At 68.1% G+C, this 22,397-nt stretch carries 18 protein-coding genes and 1 tRNA gene; 9 read left to right on the top strand and 10 right to left on the bottom strand.

Translation table 11 applies throughout. From position 1 onward, the window contains the following. Position 1: 1 nt before the first annotated feature. A complete protein-coding gene (locus BST11_RS08795; protein ID WP_244897578.1) occupies positions 2 to 655 on the bottom strand; it encodes a nitroreductase family protein in 654 nt (217 codons plus the stop codon). Between the two features lie 93 nt (positions 656 to 748). Between BST11_RS08795 and BST11_RS08790 the strand changes: the two genes are divergently transcribed. Beyond that, positions 749 to 1,396 carry an adenosylcobinamide amidohydrolase gene (locus BST11_RS08790; protein WP_083137532.1) on the top strand — a complete coding sequence of 216 codons (648 nt, stop codon included), beginning with the start codon at positions 749 to 751 and terminating at the stop codon, positions 1,394 to 1,396. A gap of 15 nt (positions 1,397 to 1,411) precedes the next feature. Here BST11_RS08790 and BST11_RS08785 read toward each other — a convergent pair whose 3' ends face one another. From BST11_RS08785 to BST11_RS08755, 7 genes are all read right to left on the bottom strand, one after another. Further along, a complete protein-coding gene (locus tag BST11_RS08785) occupies positions 1,412 to 4,342 on the bottom strand; it encodes an MMPL/RND family transporter (protein ID WP_083137531.1) in 2,931 nt (976 codons plus the stop codon). Further along, a complete protein-coding gene (locus BST11_RS08780) occupies positions 4,339 to 4,887 on the bottom strand; it encodes an MmpS family transport accessory protein (protein WP_083137530.1) in 549 nt (182 codons plus the stop codon). The genes BST11_RS08785 and BST11_RS08780 overlap by 4 nt, the downstream gene beginning before the upstream one ends. A 295-nt stretch (positions 4,888 to 5,182) precedes the next feature. Then, a complete protein-coding gene (locus tag BST11_RS08775) occupies positions 5,183 to 5,869 on the bottom strand; it encodes a TetR/AcrR family transcriptional regulator (protein ID WP_120313437.1) in 687 nt (228 codons plus the stop codon). Between the two features lie 383 nt (positions 5,870 to 6,252). Continuing rightward, positions 6,253 to 6,324: transfer RNA gene (locus tag BST11_RS08770), tRNA-Val, on the bottom strand. Between the two features lie 58 nt (positions 6,325 to 6,382). Beyond that, positions 6,383 to 6,844: a peroxiredoxin gene (locus BST11_RS08765; RefSeq protein ID WP_083137529.1), complete on the bottom strand. Its 462-nt coding sequence runs from the start codon at positions 6,842 to 6,844 to the stop codon at positions 6,383 to 6,385. Then, complete coding sequence (locus tag BST11_RS08760; RefSeq protein WP_083137528.1) at positions 6,844 to 7,266, bottom strand: DUF3052 domain-containing protein; 423 nt, start codon at positions 7,264 to 7,266, stop codon at positions 6,844 to 6,846. The genes BST11_RS08765 and BST11_RS08760 overlap by 1 nt, the downstream gene beginning before the upstream one ends. A gap of 93 nt (positions 7,267 to 7,359) precedes the next feature. Beyond that, on the bottom strand, positions 7,360 to 7,950 hold the full coding sequence (locus BST11_RS08755) for a hypothetical protein (protein WP_067316245.1): 591 nt from the start codon (positions 7,948 to 7,950) through the stop codon (positions 7,360 to 7,362). Between the two features lie 127 nt (positions 7,951 to 8,077). Here BST11_RS08755 and aceE point away from each other — a divergent pair, with 127 nt between their 5' ends. From aceE to BST11_RS08715, 8 genes are all read left to right on the top strand, one after another. Next, positions 8,078 to 10,867 (top strand): pyruvate dehydrogenase (acetyl-transferring), homodimeric type, encoded by a 2,790-nt coding sequence (aceE, locus tag BST11_RS08750; protein ID WP_083137527.1) that lies wholly within the window; start codon positions 8,078 to 8,080, stop codon positions 10,865 to 10,867. A 119-nt stretch (positions 10,868 to 10,986) separates the two neighbouring features. Then, on the top strand, positions 10,987 to 13,041 hold the full coding sequence (locus BST11_RS08745) for a DUF3558 family protein (RefSeq protein WP_083137526.1): 2,055 nt from the start codon (positions 10,987 to 10,989) through the stop codon (positions 13,039 to 13,041). 57 nt (positions 13,042 to 13,098) lie between these two features. Then, positions 13,099 to 14,424 (top strand): PucR family transcriptional regulator, encoded by a 1,326-nt coding sequence (locus tag BST11_RS08740; protein ID WP_067316179.1) that lies wholly within the window; start codon positions 13,099 to 13,101, stop codon positions 14,422 to 14,424. Positions 14,425 to 14,564: 140 nt separating this feature from the next. Beyond that, a complete protein-coding gene (locus BST11_RS08735) occupies positions 14,565 to 15,473 on the top strand; it encodes an ACP S-malonyltransferase (protein WP_083137525.1) in 909 nt (302 codons plus the stop codon). An 81-nt stretch (positions 15,474 to 15,554) separates the two neighbouring features. After that, positions 15,555 to 15,902: a meromycolate extension acyl carrier protein AcpM gene (acpM, locus tag BST11_RS08730; RefSeq protein WP_083137524.1), complete on the top strand. Its 348-nt coding sequence runs from the start codon at positions 15,555 to 15,557 to the stop codon at positions 15,900 to 15,902. Beyond that, on the top strand, positions 15,899 to 17,149 hold the full coding sequence (kasA, locus tag BST11_RS08725) for a 3-oxoacyl-ACP synthase KasA (RefSeq protein WP_083137523.1): 1,251 nt from the start codon (positions 15,899 to 15,901) through the stop codon (positions 17,147 to 17,149). The genes acpM and kasA overlap by 4 nt, the downstream gene beginning before the upstream one ends. 137 nt (positions 17,150 to 17,286) lie before the next feature. Then, entirely contained in the window at positions 17,287 to 18,549 is a 1,263-nt protein-coding gene (gene kasB / locus BST11_RS08720; protein ID WP_083137522.1) for a 3-oxoacyl-ACP synthase KasB, read from the top strand. A 31-nt stretch (positions 18,550 to 18,580) separates the two neighbouring features. Next, positions 18,581 to 20,002: an acyl-CoA carboxylase subunit beta gene (locus BST11_RS08715; RefSeq protein ID WP_083137521.1), complete on the top strand. Its 1,422-nt coding sequence runs from the start codon at positions 18,581 to 18,583 to the stop codon at positions 20,000 to 20,002. A 239-nt stretch (positions 20,003 to 20,241) separates the two neighbouring features. Here the strand turns inward: BST11_RS08715 and BST11_RS08710 are convergent, their stop codons facing one another. Both BST11_RS08710 and BST11_RS08705 read right to left on the bottom strand, forming a co-directional pair. Further along, complete coding sequence (locus BST11_RS08710; RefSeq protein ID WP_083137520.1) at positions 20,242 to 21,789, bottom strand: glycerol-3-phosphate dehydrogenase/oxidase; 1,548 nt, start codon at positions 21,787 to 21,789, stop codon at positions 20,242 to 20,244. Further along, positions 21,786 to 22,355 (bottom strand): TetR/AcrR family transcriptional regulator, encoded by a 570-nt coding sequence (locus tag BST11_RS08705; RefSeq protein ID WP_083137519.1) that lies wholly within the window; start codon positions 22,353 to 22,355, stop codon positions 21,786 to 21,788. Before BST11_RS08705 ends, BST11_RS08710 begins: the two co-directional genes overlap by 4 nt. Positions 22,356 to 22,397: the final 42 nt, after the last annotated feature.

The raw sequence follows: 22,397 nt of genomic DNA, 5'->3' as shown, positions 1-22,397 counted from the left end.
CCTACAGAAACGCTCGGTTGCCGTATCGGTCGAGCGAAACGAGTTCGCCGACGGGGCGACGCGTGGTGGGACCGTATTTGCCGATCGGCCAGCCCATCGGAATCACCGCGCACGGAGTGACAGTCAGCGGCAAGCCCAGGGCTCGCCTGGCCAGCAGCGTGCTCCACAGCGGCATGGTGATCAACGCGGCGCCCAACCCGGCCGCGCGCGCGGCCAGCAACAGGTTCTGTACCGCGGGATAGATGGAACCATAGGCGCTGCTCGCGGCGATGCGGGGCACGGGCGGAACGACACCCCTCAGGCACGCCACCACGACCACCGGGATGTCGTCGAAGTGGTCGACCTGCCATCGCACCGCTTTCAATACGCGCTGCATCTTGTGGTCCGGGCGGCGCCGCAGGGCGCGCTCGTAGGCGGGCCCGACGAATTTCATGGCGGTGCGGGTCAGCCGGCCGAGCTTCGCGACGACTTCGCGGTCCTTGACGACGATGAATTCCCAGTTCTGCGCGTTCGAGCCGGTCGGCGCCTTCATCGCCAGCTCGAGAAGGTGCAGGATCAGCGCGTCGTCAACCGGGTCGGGCTTGAGGCGACGGATGGCGCGCTGGGTCCGCATCGCCTCCTCGAGGGGCATGCTCAGGGGTTCTTGTTGGGTCATGACCACGATTCAACACGGCCGGGGCCCGACTCCAAACCGCCCGCGAGCGCCCCGGCAAACCGAGCGCCCAACCCGCACGCCAGGATGACACGCATGGATCCCCGGCTGACGGCGCGGGTCGAGCAGGCTCGACCGATGCCGGTGCTGGTCTGGCAGTTCACCGAGCCGCGGCTGTGCATCTCGTCGGGCCCGCTCGGCGGGGGCATCGGCGCCCGCGACTGGGTGGTCAACGCGACGGTCCCCCTGGACTACGACCGGACCGACCCGGACCGCCACCTGGCCGAGATCGGCGCCGCGCTCGGGCTGGCCGGCGCCGGCTGCGGGCTGCTCACCGCGGTCGACGTGACCCACCACCACCTCGCCGCGGACGGCGGCGTGCACGCCGCCGCCACCGTGGGCCTGTCCAGCCCGGCCTGGGCGGCCGCGCCCGACCACCACTTCCGCCGCGAGTCGCCGTACCGGGTCGGGACGATCAACGTCGTGGTCGCGGTGCCGGTGCGGCTGTCGCAGGCGGCGCTGGTCAACGCCGTGGTCACCGCGACCGAGGCGAAGACGCAGGCGTTGGGTGAGGCCGGGATACGGGCCACCGGAACCGCCTCCGACGCGGTCGTCGTGCACTGCCCGACGGACGGCGCACCGGAGGCGTTCGGCGGGCCGCGGTCGACGTTCGGCGCGCGGATCGCGCGGGCCGTGCACGGCGCCGTGCTCGCCGGCGCCCGGGAGTGGCGCGGACGGCGGTGAATCAAGGCCAGGCCGTCAGCGCGGCTGTACCAGCCCGCCCGCCGGGTGCTCCTCGACGTCGTTGAGAATCAGCTCGCGCACGGCGGGACGCGGCCCGTACGGTCGCAGCATGACGCTGGCCGGCCGTGGACGCACGTGCTGCGGCCACCAGAACCAGCGTCCGAGCAAGGTGGCCAGCGATGGCGTCATGAACGACCGCACGATCAAGGTGTCGAACAGCAAACCCAGCGCGATCGTCGTACCCACCTGGGCCATCACCAGCAACGGGCTGAACATGAACGTGGCCATGGTGGCGGCGAACACCAGACCGGCGGAGGTCACCACCGAGCCCGAACCGGCCATCGCGCGGATCGTCCCCGTCTTCAGCCCGGCGTGGATTTCCTCCTTGAACCGCGATATCAACAGCAGGTTGTAGTCCGAGCCGACCGCCAGCAGCAGGATGATCGCCATCGCCAGCACCATCCAGTGCAACTTTATGCCCAGGATGTACTGCCATACGAGCACAGAGAGTCCGAACGAGGCGCCCAGTGACAGCAACACCGTACCGACGATCACAAAGGCCGCCACGACGCTCCGGGTGATCACCAGCATGATGATGAAAATCAGTGTGGCTGCGGCGATTCCGGCGATCATCAGGTCGATGTCAGAGCCGTCGTGCATGTCCTTGTACGTCGCAGCGGTACCGCCGAGGTAGACCTTGGCGCCCTCCCAGGGCGTGCCCTTGATCGCCTCGTGCACGGCCTGCTTGATCGGCTCGATGCGGCTGATGCCTTCAGGAGTCGCCGGGTCGCCTTCATGGGAGATGATCAACCGGACCGCGTGCCCGTCCGGCGAGATGAAATTTTTGAGACCCCGTGCGAAATCCGGGCTCTTGAACGCCTCCGGCGGAAGGTAGAACGTGTCGTCGTTCTTCGCTTTGTCGAAGGCATCGCCCTGCGCGGTGGCGTTGTCGGACTGCGCCTTCGCCTGTTCGTTGAGGCCCTGTGTGATCGCGTAGTTCGACATGACGGTCTCGAGATTGCGCTGCTGGCTCTCGATCTGCGGCGGTATGAGCGCCACCAGCTTCGGCTGGATCCGATCCAGCTTGTCGAGGTTGGCGCTGAGGTCTTCGATGTTCTGGGTCACCTGGTCGATGCCGTCGAGCGCATTGAAGATCGACCGGATCGCCCAGCATGCCGGAATGTCGTAGCAGTGTCTCTCCCAGTAAAAGTAGCTGCGGATCGGCCGGAAGAAGTCATCGAAGTTGGCGATGTCGTCGCGCAGCGACTCCGTGATCTTCACGGTTTCCTTGGTGAGCCTGGTGGTTTCGTGCGTCGTGTTGCTGAGGTCCTGGGTGACCTGCATCTGCTCATGCAGCGTTGCCATCGTCTTGCGCAGCTCGTCGGCCTGCTTGAGCAAGTTGTTCGCCTGCTCTTCCTGATAGTGCTGGGTCTGGATGCGCTGCGCGGCTTGTGCGCCCATCTGAAAACCGAGGGTGCTGTGGTCGAGCGGCGTGCCCAACGGCCGGGTAATGGTCTGCACCCGGCCGATGCCGGGGATGTGGAAGACCGCCTTGGCGACCTTGTCCAGGACCAGGAAGTCGGCCGGGTTGCGCAGGTCGTGATCCGTCACGATCATCAACAGCTCGGGATTGAGCCGAGCCTGGTCGAAGTGTCGGTCCGCGGCGGCATAACCGACATTGGCCGGGGTGTCCGCCGGCAGGAAGTGGCGGTTGTCGTAGTCCGTCTTGTAACCGGGCAGGGCGAGCAGACCAACCAACGCGGCCGCGATGGTCACCGCGAGAACCGGCGCGGGCCAGCGGACGACCGCCGTGCCGAGCCTGCGCCAGCCCCGAGTCTGCAGCATGCGCTTCGGATCCAGGAGCTTGAAGAACGAAGCCACCGTCAGGATCGCCGGAGCCAGCGTCAAGGCCGCCAACACCGCGACCAGCATGCCGACCGCACACGGCACCCCCAGCGACTGGAAGTACGGCAGCCGGCAGAAACTCAGGCAGTACATCGCGCCGGCGATGGTCAGGCCCGATCCCAGCACGACATGCGCGGTGCTGTGGAACATGGTGTAGAACGCTTGTTCGCGGGTCTCGCCCAGACCGCGGGCCTCGTGATATCGGCCGACCACGAAGATCGCGTAATCCGTCCCGGCGGCGATCGCCATCAGCACCAGCATGTTGTTGGCGAAGGTCGACAGCCCCATGATGCCGTAGTTACCGAGCGTCGCGACGACACCGCGGGCCGCCGCCAGCTCGATGAACACCATGGCCAGCATGATCACAACGGTGACCACCGACCGGTACACGAACAGCAGCATCACGATGATCACCACAAAAGTGATGAGCGTGACCGTCGCGACGCCCTTCTCACCCGCGTGGGACTGATCGGCGAACAGCGGACCCGCGCCGGTGACGTATGCCTTGATTCCCGGGGGCGCGGGCACCGAGTCCACGATCTTGCGGACGGCCAAGGCGGACTCGTTTGCCAGCCCGCCGCCCATGTTGCCGGCGAGGTAAACCTGGACATACGCGGCCTTTTGATCGTGGCTCTGGGAACCCGCCGCCGTCAGCGGATCACTCCAGAAATCCTGAACGTGCTGAACGTGCTTCTTGTCTTGCTCGACGCGCCTGACGATCTCGTCGTAGTAGCGGTGCGCTTCGGCACCGAGTGGCTTGTCGCCCTCCAGCAGGATCATGGCCGAGTTGTCGGAGTTGAACTCTTTGAACGTCGATCCGACCTTCATCATCGACTGAAAGGATGCCGCGTCGGTCGGACTCATCGACACCGAGTGGGTTTTCGCGACGACCTCCAGCTGCGGGGACACGGTGTTGGTGACGAACACGATGCCCAGCCACACCAGGACGATCGGCAGGGCCAGCCGATGGATCATCCGCGGCAGGAACGGCGGGATCAGCGGCTGATCGACACGCGGCGGAGCCTCACCCAGCTCGCTCATGCGGACTTGTCCAGGCAATAGACGAAGGCGTTAACGGTTTCGTTGGGATCCGAGCGGTTCGGAGTCTTGATGACGTCACCGCTCCCGTCGTGCTTGTTCACCACGAACTGGCAGGCGATCCAACTGCCGTCTCCTTGCGCCACCAGGTTTGCCGGGATGCCGGGTTTCGTTGAACTCAATACTTTGCTCCAGGGCAAGGGCACGTTGAGTGCCTGCTGCGGATGGGAGTTTTCGTCGAGGTAGTTGATGGTCGCCGTGCTGCCCGGTGGGCCCCACACCTGCAGCGTGATGGTCTTGGCGTTGAACTCGTCGAGGACCTCGCCCGAGGTGCCACCGCCGAACGAACCGCGGTGAACGCCGAAGACGCCGTGCAATCGGTATACGACGAATCCCGACACCGCGACGACCGCTGCGATCGTGAGCACCAACCAGAAACGCCCCAAAAGCCCCTTTTTCCTGGCGCGCTGCGGAGTGACCTTTTTGCCTTCCCTGCCGGCGGAGCCCTGCGTCTTCAGCGGTTCGGTCCTTGGCTCAGTCATCGTCATGTGCGCTTCGAGTCCTTCACCACGGGCGAAACATTAGTTAGCCCCTGTGTGACGTTTGAGATGACCCACAGGTTGTTGATCGCGGTGGCCATTGCAGTCCCCCTTCGACGGCCTTCCTTCATCCGGGCGTCGCTGCGGCGGTTGGTTTCCGACGGTCGCGGCGTAGCCTCCGGCCCCATACCGGTCGCGGCGGAGGGTTGCGCGTTCGGCTCAGGCCCCGAGCGCTCGAAGAGTTCGGGACCGCTTTCACCGGTTGCAGTTCGCCAAGCCACGCGCTCGGGCCTCCATCCCGAGTTCATGAGGATCCCGAGATCAGGCCGATGCAGGTGGCCGTCAGCAGGCGGGTGAGGGCCGTTGCGAAGTCCAGATTCCACTCGGGCGGAACCACTTCGGGCTCCTCGGCGTAGATGGCGGTCAGGTGCGCCGGCGGGTTCGCGACTTGCCACAGCGTCGCCGCCAGCGAGTAGGCGGCCAGCAGGATGTCCAGCGCGCCCGACCGTCCGAGTTCGGGCAGCGCGCATCCGATCGAATCGGCCAGCGAGAGTGTGGCCGCGGTACTGATCCGCCTGACCTCGATGACCCGCTCAGCGTCCACCTCGTGTTCCAGGTGGAGGTGCAGGTTGGCAAGCAGGTCGCAGAACAATGGGTCCTCGGCCAGGGCTTCGGCCAACGTCTCGGCGATGTGCGAGGGCGATTTCGCGCCGGGCTCGGCCAGCTTCTCCGACACGGTATTGGACCACCGCACCCAGCCCTCGGCGGACAGACGCAGCAGGACTTCCTTGTACGAGGTGAAGTAGCGGCGGACCGCCGAATAGTGAATTCCGGCGCGGCTGGCGAGCGCGGTCAGGGTGACCGACGCGACGCCCGTTTCCATTGCCAGCGAGCGTGCGGCTTCCACGAGGGCCTCCGCACGTTGGCGCTTCTCTTCCTCGGTGCGAGCGCGCTGAAATGTTAGTTGCGCCACCGGCCGAGCGTAACGCACATTGTGTGATTTGTATAACGCACAGGATTTGCGCACCCGGTCGTCGGGACCGCCCGATCATGCGAAGGAAAACCGGCGAGTGAGCGCGACCCCACGCCGGGGTCGTTGCGTGGCCCGCCACCCGATCGCCCACGAGGACAGCACCGCCTTCTCCACTCGGTCCGCCTGCCGCATGCGTTGTCCAGCCACCGATCACGTCAGCCGTCGGCACCCGCGTGTCAATCGTTGTCCAAACAGGTTTGGACTCAACATGATTCGCCATTGTGTTCGGGGCCCGGTGCCTCCTGGTCGCCGAGGGTCTCAATCCGGGGCAGGAGCAGCCAGTGGCGATCGGGCGCCGCGAACGCAGCACTCCGTATGGCGCGAAACTGCATGAATATTAGTGGGCGCGGACGGTATCGAACCGCCGACCGCTGGTGTGTAAAACCAGAGCTCTACCACTGAGCTACGCGCCCTGGAAATCCGGAGTCCGCCGGGCAGGCTACACGCCGCAAGGCCGGACACCCAACAATCTCAGGCCTTCAGCGCCGCCAGCGCCTCGGTCCACAGGCCCTGGTCGCGGGCCTCGCCGGGCTGTTTCATCTCCGCGAACCGAATCACCCCCGACCGGTCGACGACGAAGGTGCCGCGGTTGGGATAGCCGGCGTCGGAATTGAACACGCCGTAGGCCTGGCTGACCGCACCGTGCGGCCAGAAATCCGACAGCACCGGGAACGTGAACCCGCTCTCGAGGGCCCAGATCTTGTGCGTGGGCGGCGGACCCACCGAGATCGCCAGCGCCACGCTGTCGTCGTTCTCGAAGTCCGGCAGGTGGTCGCGCAGCAGATCCAGCTCGCCCTGGCAGATGCCGGTGAACGCCAGCGGGAAGAAGATCAGCAACACGTTCTTGGCGCCGCGGTACGAGCTCAGGGTCACGGGCTGCTGGTTTTGGTCGCGCAATGTGAAGTCGGGGGCGGCGGTGCCGACGGGCAGCATCAACGCTTCCCGGCCCGGGACTTGGGCTGGACGAGCTGGCTGCCGCTCCAGTTGCCGAGGTTGACCGACGAGGTCGGCATCAGGCCGGCGGTGGGGGCCGCCTCGGCGATCTCGGCGGGCAGCACGTGGCCGGGCCTGCCGGTCTTGGGCGTCAGCACCCAGATCACCCCGTCCTCGGCCAGCGGGCCGATCGCGTCCATCAGGGTGTCCACCAGGTCACCGTCCCCGTCGCGCCACCACAGCAGCACGACGTCGATCACCTCGTCGCTGTCCTCGTCGAGCAGCTCGCTTCCGCAGGCTTCCTCGACCGCTGCCCGGATGTCGTCGTCGGTGTCCTCGTCCCAGCCCCACTCCTGGACGACTTGGTCCCGTTGGATGCCCAGTTTGCGAGCGTAGCTCGGGGCGTCATCCGCCGCGACCACCGTGCAGCCTCCTCATTCCATCCTCGCGCCGTGCGATGGGGATTATCGTCGCACAGCCCGAACGCGGTCCATACCCTTGTCCCACCAGGGGTCTCAGAAGGATCCCAGGCAGAGTTTCAGCGCCTTCGTCTTGGTGTCGTTGAGCTGATCCACCCGCCGGTTGAACTCCGGGATCGACGCGTGGGTGCCGATGGCGTTTGCCACCCCGCGCGCCGCGTCGATGTACGCGTTGAAAGCGTCCTTCAGCTGCTGCGACAGCGCGTCGCTGAAGCTGTTGGAGACCGTGGTGGCGCTGTCGTTGAGGGCGCCGATCGCCGGGCCCTCGGCGGGGCCGGTGCTGCGGCCGCCGTTGAACGCCGAGACGTAGGCGTTCACCTTGTCGATCGCCTCCTTGCTGGAGGTTGCCAGCGAGTCGCACGAGCTGCGCACCGCCCGCGTCGTCAGGGACTGTTGCCGCTGCGACTCGCGCACGCGTGACGTGGCCGACGAGGCCGACACCGACGCGGACACCGACTGCCGGTAGGCCGGGGCGACCTTGGTGTCGGGCGTGGCCGTGCCGTTGGTGACGCTGGTACACCCGACGATCCCCATCACCACCGCCGCGACACAGCCCAGCGCCAGGGCGCCTCGCCGGGGGATCTCCCCCACGTGCCTGCGAGCGACGGCACGCCATCCGATGAGCACGTTGCTGACGTTACCGAATACCGATTCCGGACCCCCGCGGCGCACCGAGTACGCGCCCGCGACGCCGGTGCGGCACGATGGAGGGATACAGCGCAAGCCGCCACACCGCCGACTACAGGAGCGGAAGTTGACCACCGAGTTCGCTCGCCACGATCTGGCCAAATCCCCAAGCAGCGCAAGCGAACCCGACCGCGTTCGGGTGATCCGCGAGGGCGTGGCGTCCTATCTGCCCGACATCGACCCCGAGGAGACCTCCGAGTGGCTGGAGTCCTTCGACGAGCTGCTGGAGCGTTCGGGGCCGGCGCGGGCGCGCTACCTGATGCTGCGGCTGCTGGAACGCGCCGGTGAGCAGCGGGTCGCGATACCGGCGCTGACGTCGACCGACTACGTCAACACCATCCCGACCGAGCTGGAACCGTGGTTCCCCGGAGACGAGGACGTCGAGCGCCGCTACCGGGCCTGGATCAGGTGGAACGCGGCGATCATGGTGCACCGCGCCCAGCGCCCGGGAATCGGCGTGGGGGGCCACATTTCGACCTACGCCTCCTCGGCGGCGCTCTACGAGGTCGGCTTCAACCACTTCTTCCGCGGCAAGGCCCATTCCGGCGGGGGCGACCAGATTTTCATCCAGGGTCACGCGTCGCCGGGCATCTACGCCCGCGCGTTCCTGGAGGGCCGGTTGAGCGCCGACCAGCTGGACGGCTTTCGGCAGGAGCACAGCCACCCGGGCGGCGGGCTGCCGTCGTACCCGCACCCGCGGCTCATGCCCGACTTCTGGGAGTTCCCCACGGTATCGATGGGCCTCGGCCCGATGAACGCGATCTACCAGGCACGTTTCAACCACTACCTGCACGACCGCGGCATCAAGGACACCTCCGACCAGCACGTGTGGTGCTTCCTCGGCGACGGTGAAATGGACGAGCCGGAGAGCCGCGGCCTGCTGCACGTCGGCGCGCTGGAGGGCCTGGACAACCTGACCTTCGTCATCAACTGCAACCTGCAGCGCCTGGACGGTCCGGTGCGCGGCAACGGCAAGATCATCCAGGAGCTGGAGTCGTTCTTCCGGGGTGCGGGCTGGAACGTCATCAAGGTGGTGTGGGGCCGCGAGTGGGACGCGCTGCTGCACGCCGACAAGGACGGCGCGCTGGTCAACCTGATGAACACCACTCCCGACGGCGACTACCAGACCTACAAGGCCAACGACGGCGGCTACGTGCGCGAGCACTTCTTCGGTCGCGATCCGCGCACCAAGGCGCTCGTCGAGCACATGACCGATTCGGAGATCTGGAACCTCAAGCGCGGCGGCCACGACTACCGCAAGGTCTACGCCGCCTACCGCGCCGCCGTCGAACACAAGGGGCAGCCGACGGTGATCCTGGCCAAGACCATCAAGGGCTATTCGCTGGGCGCGCACTTCCAGGGCCGCAACGCCACGCACCAGATGAAAAAGCTTGCCCTGGAAGACCTCAAGTGGTTCCGCGATGCCATCCGCATCCCGATCAGCGACGCAGCGCTCGAGGAGGACCCCTACCTGCCCCCCTACTACCACCCGGGCCCCGAGGCCCCCGAGATCCGCTACCTGCTGGATCGGCGCCGCGCGCTCGGCGGTTTCGTTCCCGAGCGGCGGACCAAGACCAAGGCCCTGCCGCTGCCGCGCCGGGATATCTACAAGGCGCTGAAGAAGGGCTCGGGAACCCAGGAGGTCGCCACCACCATGGCGACCGTGCGCACCTTCAAGGAACTGTTGCGCGACAAGGAGATCGGGCCGCGCATCGTGCCGATCATCCCCGACGAGGCGCGCACGTTCGGGATGGACTCGTGGTTCCCGAATTTGAAGATCTACAACCGCAACGGCCAGCTCTACACCTCCGTCGACGCCGAATTGATGCTGGCGTACAAGGAAAGCGAAGTCGGTCACATCCTGCACGAGGGCATCAACGAGGCCGGATCCGCCGCGTCATTCACCGCGGTCGGCACGTCGTACGCCACACACAACGAGCCGATGATCCCGATCTACATCTTCTATTCGATGTTCGGGTTCCAGCGCACCGGCGACGGCCTGTGGGCCGCCGCCGATCAGATGGCGCGCGGCTTCCTGCTCGGCGCGACCGCCGGGCGCACCACGCTGACCGGCGAGGGCCTGCAACACGCCGACGGCCACTCGCAGCTGCTGGCGACCAGCAACCCGGCGGTGGTCGCCTACGACCCGGCGTTCGCCTTCGAGATCGCCTACATCGTGGAAAGCGGGCTGGCCCGGATGTTCGGGGATAACCCGGAGAACGTGTTCTTCTACATCACCATCTACAACGAGCCGTACGTGCAGCCGCCGGAGCCGGAGAACTTCGATCCCGAGGGCTTGCTGCGCGGCATCTACCGCTACCGCGCCGCCACCGAACAGCGCACCAGCAAGGCCCAGCTCCTGGCCTCGGGGGTCGCCATGCCCTCGGCGCTGCGGGCGGCCGACATGCTGGCCGCGGAATGGGACGTCGCCGCCGACGTGTGGTCGGTGACCAGCTGGGGCGAGCTGAACCGCGACGGCCGCAACGTCGAGCGGGCCCGGCTGCGCCACCCCGACCAGCCCGCCGCCACCCCGTACGTGACCCAGGTCCTGGCGGACGCCGGCGGCCCGGTGGTCGCCGTGTCGGACTGGATGCGCGCCGTGCCCGAGCAGATCCGGCCGTGGGTGCCGGGCACGTTCGTCACCCTCGGCACCGACGGGTTCGGCTTCTCCGACACCCGGCCCGCCGCGCGGCGCTTCTTCAACACCGACGCCGAGTCGCAGGTGGTCGCGGTGCTCGAGGCGCTGGCGCGCGACGGCGAGATCGACCCGTCGGTGCCGATCGCGGCCGCCCGCCAGTACCGGATCGACGACGTGCAGGCCGCGCCGGAGCAGACGTCGGACCCTGGCGTGGCCTGAGTCCGCCCCCAGCTCGCTACGGCGGCGCGTCGGGTCGATCCTGGCCGCCGAACTACTTTGCCCCACAACCTGCCTCCCCTTGTCATAGTCTGGTTCGGCAAACCGCTGAGGGGAGCTTCGTGGAGGGGACGGTATTCGGGCGTTATCGCCTCATCGAATTGCTGGGCCGCGGCGGCATGGGAGAAGTGTGGCGAGCGTTCGACACCACAACTGAGCGCGTGGTGGCCATGAAGGTGCTGCCCGCGCATCTGGCCGGTGACGAGGTATTTCAGCAGCGGTTCCGACGGGAGGCTCGGGCTGCGGCGGGCCTGGATGAGCCGCACGTGGTGCCGATCCACGATTTCGGCGAGATCGACGGCCGGCTCTATGTCACGATGCGGCTGATTGCCGGCGACGATCTGCAAAACATCCTGGCCGCCGGGGCGCTGAGCCCCGAGCGGGCGGTGAAGATCGTCGAGCAGGTGGCATCGGCTTTGCATGCCGCACACCGGATCGGCTTGATTCATCGCGATGTGAAGCCGTCCAACATCCTGGTGGGCGAAGACGATTTCGCCTACCTGATCGACTTCGGGATTGCCCGCGCGGCGGGCGAGACCGGCTTGACCAGTACCGGTGCCGCCGTGGGCACTTGGGCGTATATGGCACCGGAACGCTTCCGCACCGGCCAGTTCGATGCGCGCACGGATGTCTACGCGCTGGCGTGTGTGCTCGTTGAATGTCTGACCGGGACCAAGCCGTTCCCCGGCAACAACCTCGAACAAATGGCCAGCGGGCATCTTTTCACCGAGCCGCCGAGGCCGTCGCACTCGCATCCAGGTGTGCCCGCCGGGTTCGACGCGGTGATCGCCACGGGTATGGCAAAGGACCCCGACCGGCGCTATCCGACCACCCGGGAACTGGCGGCGGCGGCGCGCAGCGCGCTGCACGGCCCGCCGGTGGAACGCTGGGAACCGATTCCACCGGCCCACCTCGCGCCATCACCTTGGTCACGACAACACCCGGCATCGCAATGGGCGCCCGACGCATCAACCCACACCGGATTCGCGCGCGGGTGGGAATCCCCGGGGACGGCGCCCATTGCCTATCCCTCGGATCCGGCCCTCGCACGCAGCCCGTACTTACCCTCCCCCGGGCCTGCCCCGCCGGAGCGGCCGTGGTGGCGGCGCAAAACCGCGGTCATCGCCACCGCGGCGGTGGTGACCGTGGCGATCGCGGCCCTGGTGATCGCGCTCAGCACCACCGGCGGTGAACCGGACCGCACGGCGGCGCCGGCTCAACCGCACCAGACCGCGTCGGCCGCACCAAGCGCTGGCATGTTCTTTCCCGAATGCGGCGGTATCACGCAGGACGATCTCGGTCGGCTCACCGGCGTCACCAACCTGGTCGCCTCCCGCAGCTCGGTGGGCTGTCAATGGCTCAGAGATGGGTCCCTTTACGGACCCCATTTCTCCTTCACCTGGTTTCGCGGCAGCCCGATCGCCGGGGAGCGCAGGATCGAGGAACTGTCGCGCGCCAGCGTGCAAGACATCGACATCGACGGGCATCGCGGACTCATTGCGATCGGACACGACCAGAACATTGGAGACAGCCTGTGTGAAGTCGCCATCGAATCCTCCTCCAATGACTTCTTCGAATGGTCCGTCTCTTTCAGCGAAAAGCCGTATCCGGATCCCTGTGGCATCGCGAAAGAGCTGGCGCACCAGTCGATTGCGCAGAGCAGGCCCGCTCCCGGCGGGGCGAGCGTCACACCCGCGCCGCCGGCGGCCGTGGACTACCCCAACCTGGGAAAAGACTGCTCAACACTCAACGACGACATCGCCAAGTCCGTCGGCGCTGACGCCAAAGCGATTCAGCCCACCTACGTCGGCGCCGTGTGCCGTTGGCAAGCCCCCGTTCCCGCCGGAACGCTAAACGTCGCGCGGTACTGGTTCAAGGAGGGAAGCCTCGACATCGAACGGGCCGTTGCCCAATTCCTGGCCTACCAGATCGAGGAGCGCTCGGTTGCCGGGGTCGAGTCGATCGTGATGCGTGAGAACGATCCCAATGGCCTCTGCGGGGTGGCCAGTGGCGCCGGTGGCGCAGTCGGTTGGTGGATCGACCCGCAATTCCCGGGCTTCGATGCGTGCGCCGGCGCGGTCAAGCTGATGGAGATGACGCTGGCGACGAATCCGTAGCCCGCGTCGGTCCCCGCCTTGGCGGAAACTTCCAGAAATCTCGCGTAGCTTTTAGGCGTGAATGACAACGCCTTCGCCGGGCCGTTCGCCAAACACCCGCGGTCGCCGCTCGAGCAGCTCGACACCGTCCCCGAATCGCTGCTGCGCCGGCTGAAGCAGTACTCGGGCCGACTGGCCACCGAGGCCGTGTCGGCCATGCAGGAGCGGCTGCCGTTCTTCGCCGACCTGGAGGCCTCCCAGCGGGCCAGCGTGGCGCTGGTGGTGCAGACGGCCGTCGTCAACTTCGTCGAGTGGATGCACGACCCGCACAGCAACGTCAGCCACACCGCGCAGGCCTTCGAGCTGTTTCCGCAGGACCTGACCCGCCGCATCGCGCTGCGCCACAGCGTGGACATGGTGCGGGTCACGATGGAGTTCTTCGAGGAGGTGGTGCCGCTGCTGGCGCGCTCCGAGGAGCAGCTGACCGCGCTCACGGTGGGGATCTTGAAGTACAGCCGGGACCTGGCGTTCGCGGCCGCCTCGGCCTACGCGAACGCCGCCGAGGCCCGCGGCACCTGGGACAGCCGGATGGAGGCCAGCGTGGTCGACGCGGTCGTGCGCGGCGACACCGGCCCCGAACTGCTGTCCCGCGCGGCGGCGCTGAACTGGGACACCACCGCGCCGGCGACGGTGGTGGTGGGGATCCCGGCGCCCGGCCGCGACGGCTCGGTCGGGCCCGACGACAGCCAGCGGGCCAGCCAGCACGTCCGCGACGTCGCCGCCAACCACGTCCGCGCGGCGCTCACCGACGTGCATGGCACCTGGCTGGTCGCGATCGTGTCCGGCCATCTGTCGCTGACCGACAAATTCCTGGGCGACCTGTTGCAGGCGTTCTCCGACGGCCCGGTGGTCATCGGGCCGACGGCGCCCATGCTCACCGCGGCCTATCACAGCGCCAGCGAGGCGATCTCCGGGATGAACGCCGTCGCCGGCTGGCGCGGAGCCCCGCGGCCGGTGCTGGCCCGAGAACTGCTGCCCGAGCGGGCGCTGATGGGCGACGCATCGGCGATCGTCGCGCTGCACACCGACGTGATGGGGCCGCTGGCCGACGCCGGGCCGACGCTCATCGAGACGCTGGACGCCTACTTAGACTGTGGCGGCGCCATTGAGGCCTGTGCCAGAAAGTTGTTCGTTCATCCAAACACGGTGCGCTACCGGCTCAAGCGCATCACCGACTTCACCGGGCGTGATCCCACCCAGCCCCGCGACGCATATGTGCTGCGTGTGGCGTCGACGGTCGGCCAGCTCAACTACCCGGCCCAGCCGCTCAGCGTCGCCGCCAGCCCCGTCGCCCCGGCTCCCGTGCCGGTCAGAACCGGTATTGCCGGCCCGTCCGGGCAATAGTGATCCAGGCGACAGATCGCGGCGCGGTATCAAAACCGTAGCTTACGGAGCCGTTTTGTAGGGTGTACACAAAAAGCTAAGATGAGGTTCATAATCTGTTACACCCGCCAAAACCGTTTCCACAGTGTTCTCTTAGACACGTGATCGCATTGCTTGCGCCCGGACAGGGTTCGCAGACCGAGGGGATGCTGTCGCCGTGGCTGGAGCTGCCGGGGGCGGCCGACCAGCTGACCCTGTGGTCCAAGGCCAGCGGCCTCGACCTGGTGCGGCTGGGCACCACCGCGTCGACGGAGGAAATCACCGACACCGCGGTGACGCAGCCGCTGGTCGTGGCCACCACCCTGCTGGCTCACCAGGAACTGACCAAGCGCGGCCTGGTCGACGAGGCGGACCCGATCGTGGCGGGCCACTCCGTCGGCGAGATCGCGGCCTACGCGATCGCCGGGGTGATGGCCGCCGACGACGCCGTCGCGCTGGCCGCCACCCGCGGCGCCGAGATGGCCAAGGCCTGCGCCCTCGAGCCCACCGGCATGTCGGCGGTGCTCGGCGGCGACGAGGCCGAGGTGCTGAGCCGCCTCGAGCAGCTCGAGCTGTACCCCGCGAACCGCAACGCGCCCGGGCAGATCGTGGCCGCCGGCCCGCTCGCCGCGCTGGAGAAGCTCGCCGAGGACCCGCCGGCCAAGGCGCGGGTGCGCGCCCTCGGCGTGGCCGGGGCGTTCCACACCAAGTACATGGCTCCGGCCCTGGACGGCTACGCCGCGGCGGCGGCCGCCGTCGTCACGGCCGAGCCCACCGCCACGCTGCTGTCCAACCACGACGGAAAACCCGTCGCCTCGGCCGCGGCCGCGATGGACACGCTCGTCGCCCAGCTCACCCAGCCGGTGCGCTGGGACCTGTGCACCGAGACGCTGCGTGAGCGCAATATCACGGCGATCGTGGAGTTCCCCCCGGCGGGGACCCTCACGGGCATCGCCAAGCGCGAACTTCGGGGGGTTACGGCCCGTGCCGTGAAGTCACCCGCAGATCTGGACGAGTTGGCCAACCTATAGACCGCCGGCTTTCGCCAGGACAAATAACAACTGCAAACGTCAATCCGATTTGCACACAACACATTACGAAGGGAATAGGCTGTGGCCGTCACTCAGGAAGAAATCATCGCCGGGATCGCCGAGATCATCGAAGAGGTCACCGGTATCGAGCCCTCCGAGGTCACCCCGGAGAAGTCGTTCGTCGACGACCTGGACATCGACTCGCTGTCGATGGTCGAGATCGCCGTGCAGACCGAGGACAAGTACGGCGTGAAGATCCCCGACGAGGACCTCGCCGGCCTGCGCACCGTCGGTGACGTCGTCGCCTACATCCAGAAGCTCGAGGAAGAGAACCCCGAGGCCGCCGAGGCGCTGCGCGCCAAGATCGAGTCGGAGAACCCCGACGCGGTTGCCAACGTCAAGGCGAGGCTGGAAGCGGACAGCAAGTGACCAAGCCTTCCACTGCTAATGGCGGTTACCCCAGCGTTGTGGTAACCGCCGTCACGGCGACGACCTCGATCGCGCCGGACATCGAGAGCACGTGGAAGGGTTTGTTGGCCGGCGAGAGCGGCATCCACGTCCTCGAAGACGAATTCGTCACCAAGTGGGACCTGCCCGTCAAGATCGGTGGACACCTCAAGGAGCCCGTCGACGCCCACATGGGCCGGCTGGACCTGCGGCGCATGTCCTACGTCCAGCGGATGGGCAAGCTGCTGTCCGGCCAGTTGTGGGAGAACGCCGGCAACCCGGAGGTCGACCCCGACCGCTTCACGGTCGTGGTCGGCACGGGCCTCGGTGGCGCCGAGCGGATCGTCGAGAGCTATGACCTGATGAACGAGGGCGGCCCCCGCAAGGTGTCGCCGCTGGCCGTTCAGATGATCATGCCCAACGGCGCCGCGGCCACCGTCGGCCTGCAGCTGGGGGCCCGCGCGGGCGTGATGACGCCGGTGTCGGCGTGCTCGTCGGGTTCGGAGGCCATCGCCCACGCGTGGCGCCAGATCGTCATGGGCGACGCCGACGTCGCCGTGTGCGGCGGCGTGGAGGGCCCCATCGAGGCGCTGCCCATCGCGGCGTTCTCGATGATGCGCGCCATGTCGACCCGCAACGACGAGCCGGAGCGCGCCTCGCGCCCGTTCGACAAGGACCGCGACGGCTTCGTGTTCGGCGAGGCCGGGGCGCTCATGCTGATCGAGACCGAGGAGCACGCCAAGGCCCGCGGCGCCAAGCCGCTGGCCCGCCTGCTGGGCGCCGGCATCACCTCGGACGCGTTCCACATGGTGGCGCCCGCGGCGGACGGCGTGCGCGCCGGCCGGGCGATGACGCGGTCGTTGGAGCTGGCGGGCTTGTCCCCCAAGGACATCGACCATGTCAACGCGCACGGGACGGCAACGCCGATCGGTGACAGCGCGGAGGCCAATGCAATTCGGGTCGCCGGCTGCGAGCAGGCGGCGGTCTACGCGCCGAAGTCGGCGCTGGGCCACTCGATCGGCGCGGTCGGCGCCCTGGAATCTGTTTTGACGGTGTTGACCCTTCGGGACGGCGTCATACCGCCCACCTTGAACTACGAGACCCCCGATCCCGAGATCGACCTCGATGTTGTCGCGGGCGAACCTCGCTACGGCGAGTTCCGTTACGCGATCAACAACTCGTTCGGATTCGGTGGCCACAACGTGGCGCTGGCATTCGGGCGTTACTGAAGCTGACGTCCGGCGACGATGCGGGCCGCAAACGGCCCGAGGAGGAGACGGACGACAAGGAAGGTGGTGACCGCCTTCGCACGGCCTGGCCGGGCTGGCGATCACCACCGAACATGGAAGGAACTTTCGTTAAAGCAATGACGACATCGCCTGAGCTGGTTACCGGGAAAGCTCTCCCGAATGTGGTCGTCACCGGAGTTGCCATGACGACCGCACTGGCCACTGATGTCGAGAGCACCTGGAAGTTGTTGCTCGACAGCCGAAGTGGGATCCGTAAGCTCGATGACCCGTTCGTCGAGGAGTTCGACCTGCCGGTGCGCATCGGCGGGCACCTGTTGGAGGAATTCGACAGTCAGCTGACCCGCATCGAGCTGCGCCGCATGGGCTACCTGCAAAAGATGTCCACCATCTTGAGCCGCCGGGTGTGGGAGAACGCGGGTTCGCCCGAGGTCGACACCAATCGGTTGATGGTGTCCATCGGCACCGGGATGGGCTCGTCGGAAGAGATGGTCTTCAGCTACGACGACATGCGCGCTCGTGGCCTGAAGGCGGTCTCCCCGCTCGGCGTGCAGAAGTACATGCCCAACGGCGCCGCGGCGGCCGTCGGGCTGGAACGGCACGCCAAGGCCGGGGTCATCACACCGGTGTCGGCATGCGCATCCGGCTCCGAGGGCATCGCCCAGGCGTGGCGCAACATCGTGTTCGGCGAGGCCGACATCGCCATCTGCGGCGGCGTCGAGACCAAGATCGAGGCGGTGCCGATCGCGGCGTTCGCGCAGATGCGCATCGTGATGTCCACCAAGAACGACGACCCCGAGGGCGCGTGCCGCCCGTTCGACCGCGACCGCAGCGGTTTCGTGTTCGGCGAGGCCGGCGCGCTGATGGTGATCGAGACCGAGGAGCACGCCAAGGCCCGCGGGGCCACCATCCTGGCCCGTCTGATGGGCGCGGCCATCACCTCCGACGGCTACCACATGGTGGCCCCGGACCCCAACGGCGAACGCGCCGGGCACGCGATGAGCCGCGCGATCCAGCTGGCGGGCCTGACCCCGGGCGACATCGACCACGTCAACGCCCACGCCACCGGCACGTCGGTGGGCGACGTGGCCGAGGCGCGGGCGATCAACAAGGCGCTGGGCGGCCACCAGCCGGCGGTGTACGCGCCCAAGGCGGCGCTGGGCCACTCGGTGGGCGCGGTCGGCGCGGTGGAGTCCATCCTGACCGTGCTCGCGTTGCGCGACCAGGTGGTTCCGCCCACACTGAATCTGGAAAACCTCGACCCGGAAATCGATTTGGACGTGGTGGCGGGCAAGCCACGCCCGGGTGATTACCGGTACGCGATCAACAACTCGTTCGGATTCGGCGGGCACAACGTCGCACTCGCCTTCGGGCGGTACTGACCCCCACGAGCCTCGGAACAGGAGATTTGCGATGACGATCGTGGCCCCCGAGTCGGTTGGCGAGTCGCTCGACCCCCGCGACCCGCTGTTGCGTCTGAGCAATTTCTTCGACGACGGCAGCGTCGAGCTGCTGCACGAGCGTGACCGCTCCGGTGTGCTCGCGGCGGCCGGCACGGTCAACGGTCTGCGCACCGTCGCGTTCTGCACGGACGGGACCGTGATGGGCGGGGCCATGGGCATCGAGGGCTGCACGCACATCGTCGACGCCTACGACACCGCCATTGAGGAGCAGAGCCCGATCGTTGGCATCTGGCACTCGGGCGGCGCGCGGCTCGCCGAGGGGGTGCGGGCGCTGCACGCCGTCGGCCTGGTTTTCGAGGCCATGATCCGCGCATCCGGTTACATCCCACAGGTTTCCGTGGTCGTCGGCTTCGCCGCCGGCGGTGCCGCCTACGGGCCGGCGCTGACCGACGTCGTCATCATGGCGCCGGAGAGCCGGGTGTTCGTCACCGGGCCCGACGTGGTGCGCAGCGTCACCGGCGAGGACGTCGATATGGCGTCGCTCGGCGGTCCGGAGACCCACCACAAGAAGTCAGGGGTGTGCCACATCGTCGCCGACGACGAGCTCGACGCCTACGAGCGCGGCCGCCGGCTGGTCGGATTGTTCTGCCAGCAAGGGCATTTCGACCGCACCAAGGCCGAGGCCGGTGACACCGACATCCACGCGCTGCTGCCGGAGTCGGCGCGGCGCGCCTACGACGTGCATCCGATCGTCACGGCGATCCTCGACTCGGATACGCCGTTCGACGAGTTCCAGGCCAACTGGGCGCCGTCGATGGTGGTCGGGCTGGGCAGGCTGTCGGGCCGCACCGTCGGCGTGCTGGCCAACAACCCGTTGCGCCTGGGCGGCTGCCTGAACTCCGAAAGCGCCGAGAAGGCGGCGCGTTTCGTGCGCCTGTGCGACGCGTTCGGGATCCCGCTGATCGTGGTGGTCGACGTTCCGGGCTACCTGCCGGGTGTCGACCAGGAGTGGGGCGGCGTGGTGCGCCGCGGCGCCAAGCTGCTGCACGCGTTCGGCGAGGCCACGGTCCCCCGGGTCACCCTGGTCACGCGGAAGACGTACGGCGGGGCCTACATCGCGATGAACTCCCGTTCGCTCAACGCCACCAAGGTGTTCGCCTGGCCGGACGCCGAGGTCGCGGTGATGGGCGCCAAGGCCGCCGTCGGCATCCTGCACAAGAAGAAGCTGGCCGCCGCGCCCGAGCACGAACGCGAAGCGCTGCACGACGAACTGGCCGCCGAGCACGAGCGGATCGCCGGCGGCGTGGACAGCGCCATCGAGATCGGCGTGGTCGACGAGAAGATCGACCCGGCGCACACCCGCAGCAAGCTCAGCGAGGCGCTGGCGCAGGCGCCCGCCCGCCGCGGCCGCCACAAGAACATCCCGCTGTAGGTCGCTTTTCTACCGCGAGCAGACGCAGAATCGCATTGCGCGGAGCTTCCGCGCGCGATTCTGCGTCTGCTCGCGCGTTATTCACAGCATCGGCTGGCGGATACCTGATTGATCCCGGCATGCTCCGGCCATGCATCCCGAAGCGCTGGCGGTTCTGCAGAAAGCCGGCGGATTCGCGACCACCGCGCAACTTCTGACGGTCAGTGACCGGTCGAGGCGGGTCGCACGGCGGGACCGGGTCACCGTTCAAGATACGCCCGCGCCACGGCGACGACCCGCTCCCGATCGCGCGGCACCAGGCCGATGCGGGTCCGGCGATCCACGATGTCGGAGACGTCCAGCGCGCACTCGTGGGTCACCGCGTACTCGAACTCGGCGCCCGTCACGTCGATGCCGTCGGCGACCGGCTCGGTCGGGCGCTCGCCGGTCGCGGCGGCCACGACGTTGGCCGCCTCGGCCCCGTAGCGCGCGACCAGCGACGCGGGCAACCCAGCGCCCGACCCCCCGCCGGGCCCTGGGTTGGCCGACGCCCCGATCAGCGGCAGGTTGCGCGTGCGGCACTTCCCGGCGCGCAGGCCGCGCAGGCTCACGGCGTGATCGACGACGTCCTCGGCCATGTAGCGGTATTCGGTGAGCTTGCCGCCGATCACGCTGATGACGCCCGACGGCGCCTCCACGACGGCGTGCTCGCGCGACACGTCGGCGGTGCGGCCCTCGAAACCAGCACCGCCGGTGTCGATCAGCGGCCGCAGGCCGGCGTAGGCGCCGATCACGTCGCCCGCGCCCAACGCGGTGCCCAGCGCGGTGTTGACCGTGTCCAGCAGGAACGCGACCTCCCGCTGCGACGGCTCCGGCACGTCGGGGATCGGGCCCGGCGCCGCCTCGTCGGTCAGGCCCAGGTAGACCCGCCCCAGCTGCTCGGGCATGGCGAACACGAAACGGTTGAGCTCGCCGGGAATCGGAATGGTCAGCGCCGCGGTCGGATTGCCGAAGGCGGCGGCGTCGAACACGAGGTGGGTGCCGCGGCTGGGCCGCAGCCTCAGCGACGAGTCGATCTCCCCCGCCCACACCCCGGAGGCGTTGATCACGGCGCGGGCCGAGACATCGAAGGACTCTCCCGTGCGCCGATCGGTCAGCCGCACCGACGTGCCGGTGGCCTCGGAGGCCGCGACGTAGGTGAGGATCCGGGCGCCGTGCTGCGCCGCGGTGCGCGCGACCGCGGTGACCAGCCGGGCGTCGTCGATCAATTGCCCGTCGTAGGCCAACAGGCCGCCGTCGAGGCCGTCGCGCCGAACCGCCGGGACCATCGAAACGACCCGCCGCGCCGACACGCGACGCGACCGCGGCAACACCGACGACGGCGTGCCCGCCAAAGCCCGCAGCACGTCACCCGCCAGGAACCCGGCGCGCACCAGCGCCCGCGAGCCCCGACTCATCGACGGCAGCAGCGGCACCAGCTGGGGCATGGCGTGAACGAGGTGAGGGGCGTTGCGCGACATCAGGATTCCCCGCTCGATGGCGCTGCGCCGGGCGATGCCGACGTTGCCGGTCGCCAGGTAGCGCAGGCCGCCGTGCACCAGCTTGGAGCTCCAGCGGCTGGTGCCGAAGGCCAGGTCGTGCTTTTCCACCAGCGCCACCCGCAGGCCCCGCGACGCGGCGTCCAACGCGATCCCGGCGCCGGTGATGCCGCCGCCGATCACGATCGCGTCCACCGGCTCGCCGTCGGCCAGCGCGGCCAGGTCGGCGGCGCGGCGCGCCGCGTTCAGCGCGGACGGGTCGACCGTCACGACAGGTATCCGTTCAGCGAGTAGGCGAGCTCGGCGGCCAGCGCCTCGGCGTCCAGGATCGGCCGCACGATCCGCTCGGACTGGATCGTCGACTGCGCGATGAGCAACACCATGGTCGCCATCTGCAGCGGGTCGCCGGCGCGGACGCTGCCGTGGCGCTGGGCCACCCTGAGCCGCTCGGCCAGGGCGTCGATCAGCATCTGCTGGCTCGCCCCGAGGCGTTCGGTGATGTAGATGGGCGCCAGCTCCGAGTGCAGCACCGACATCACCAGATCGTCGCGGCGCAGCAGGTCGGCGACCGTAACAATCTGTCGCACAAGGGATTCCCGGTCGTCGCCGAGCAAGGGCGCGTCGCGCATGACGCCGGTGATGTGCCGGGTCAGCAGCGCCGCCACGATCGACTTGGTGTCCGGCCAGCGGCGGTAGACGGTCGGCCGGCTGACGCCCGCCCGGCGGGCGATCTCGGCCAGGGTCACCCGGTCCACCCCGAAGTCGACGACGCAGCTGGCCGCGGCCGCCAGGATCCGCTCCCCGGCATCCGACCGTGCGTTACTGATTGACAGCATGTGTAATACTGTAACGCATGACGTACCCCGAGCAACTCCTCC

This window comes from Mycobacterium alsense (assembly GCF_002086635.1).
Lineage (GTDB): Bacteria > Actinomycetota > Actinomycetes > Mycobacteriales > Mycobacteriaceae > Mycobacterium > Mycobacterium alsense.
The sequence above is the reverse complement of the archived record's forward strand: the minus strand, read 5'-3'. Positions and strand labels throughout refer to the sequence as shown.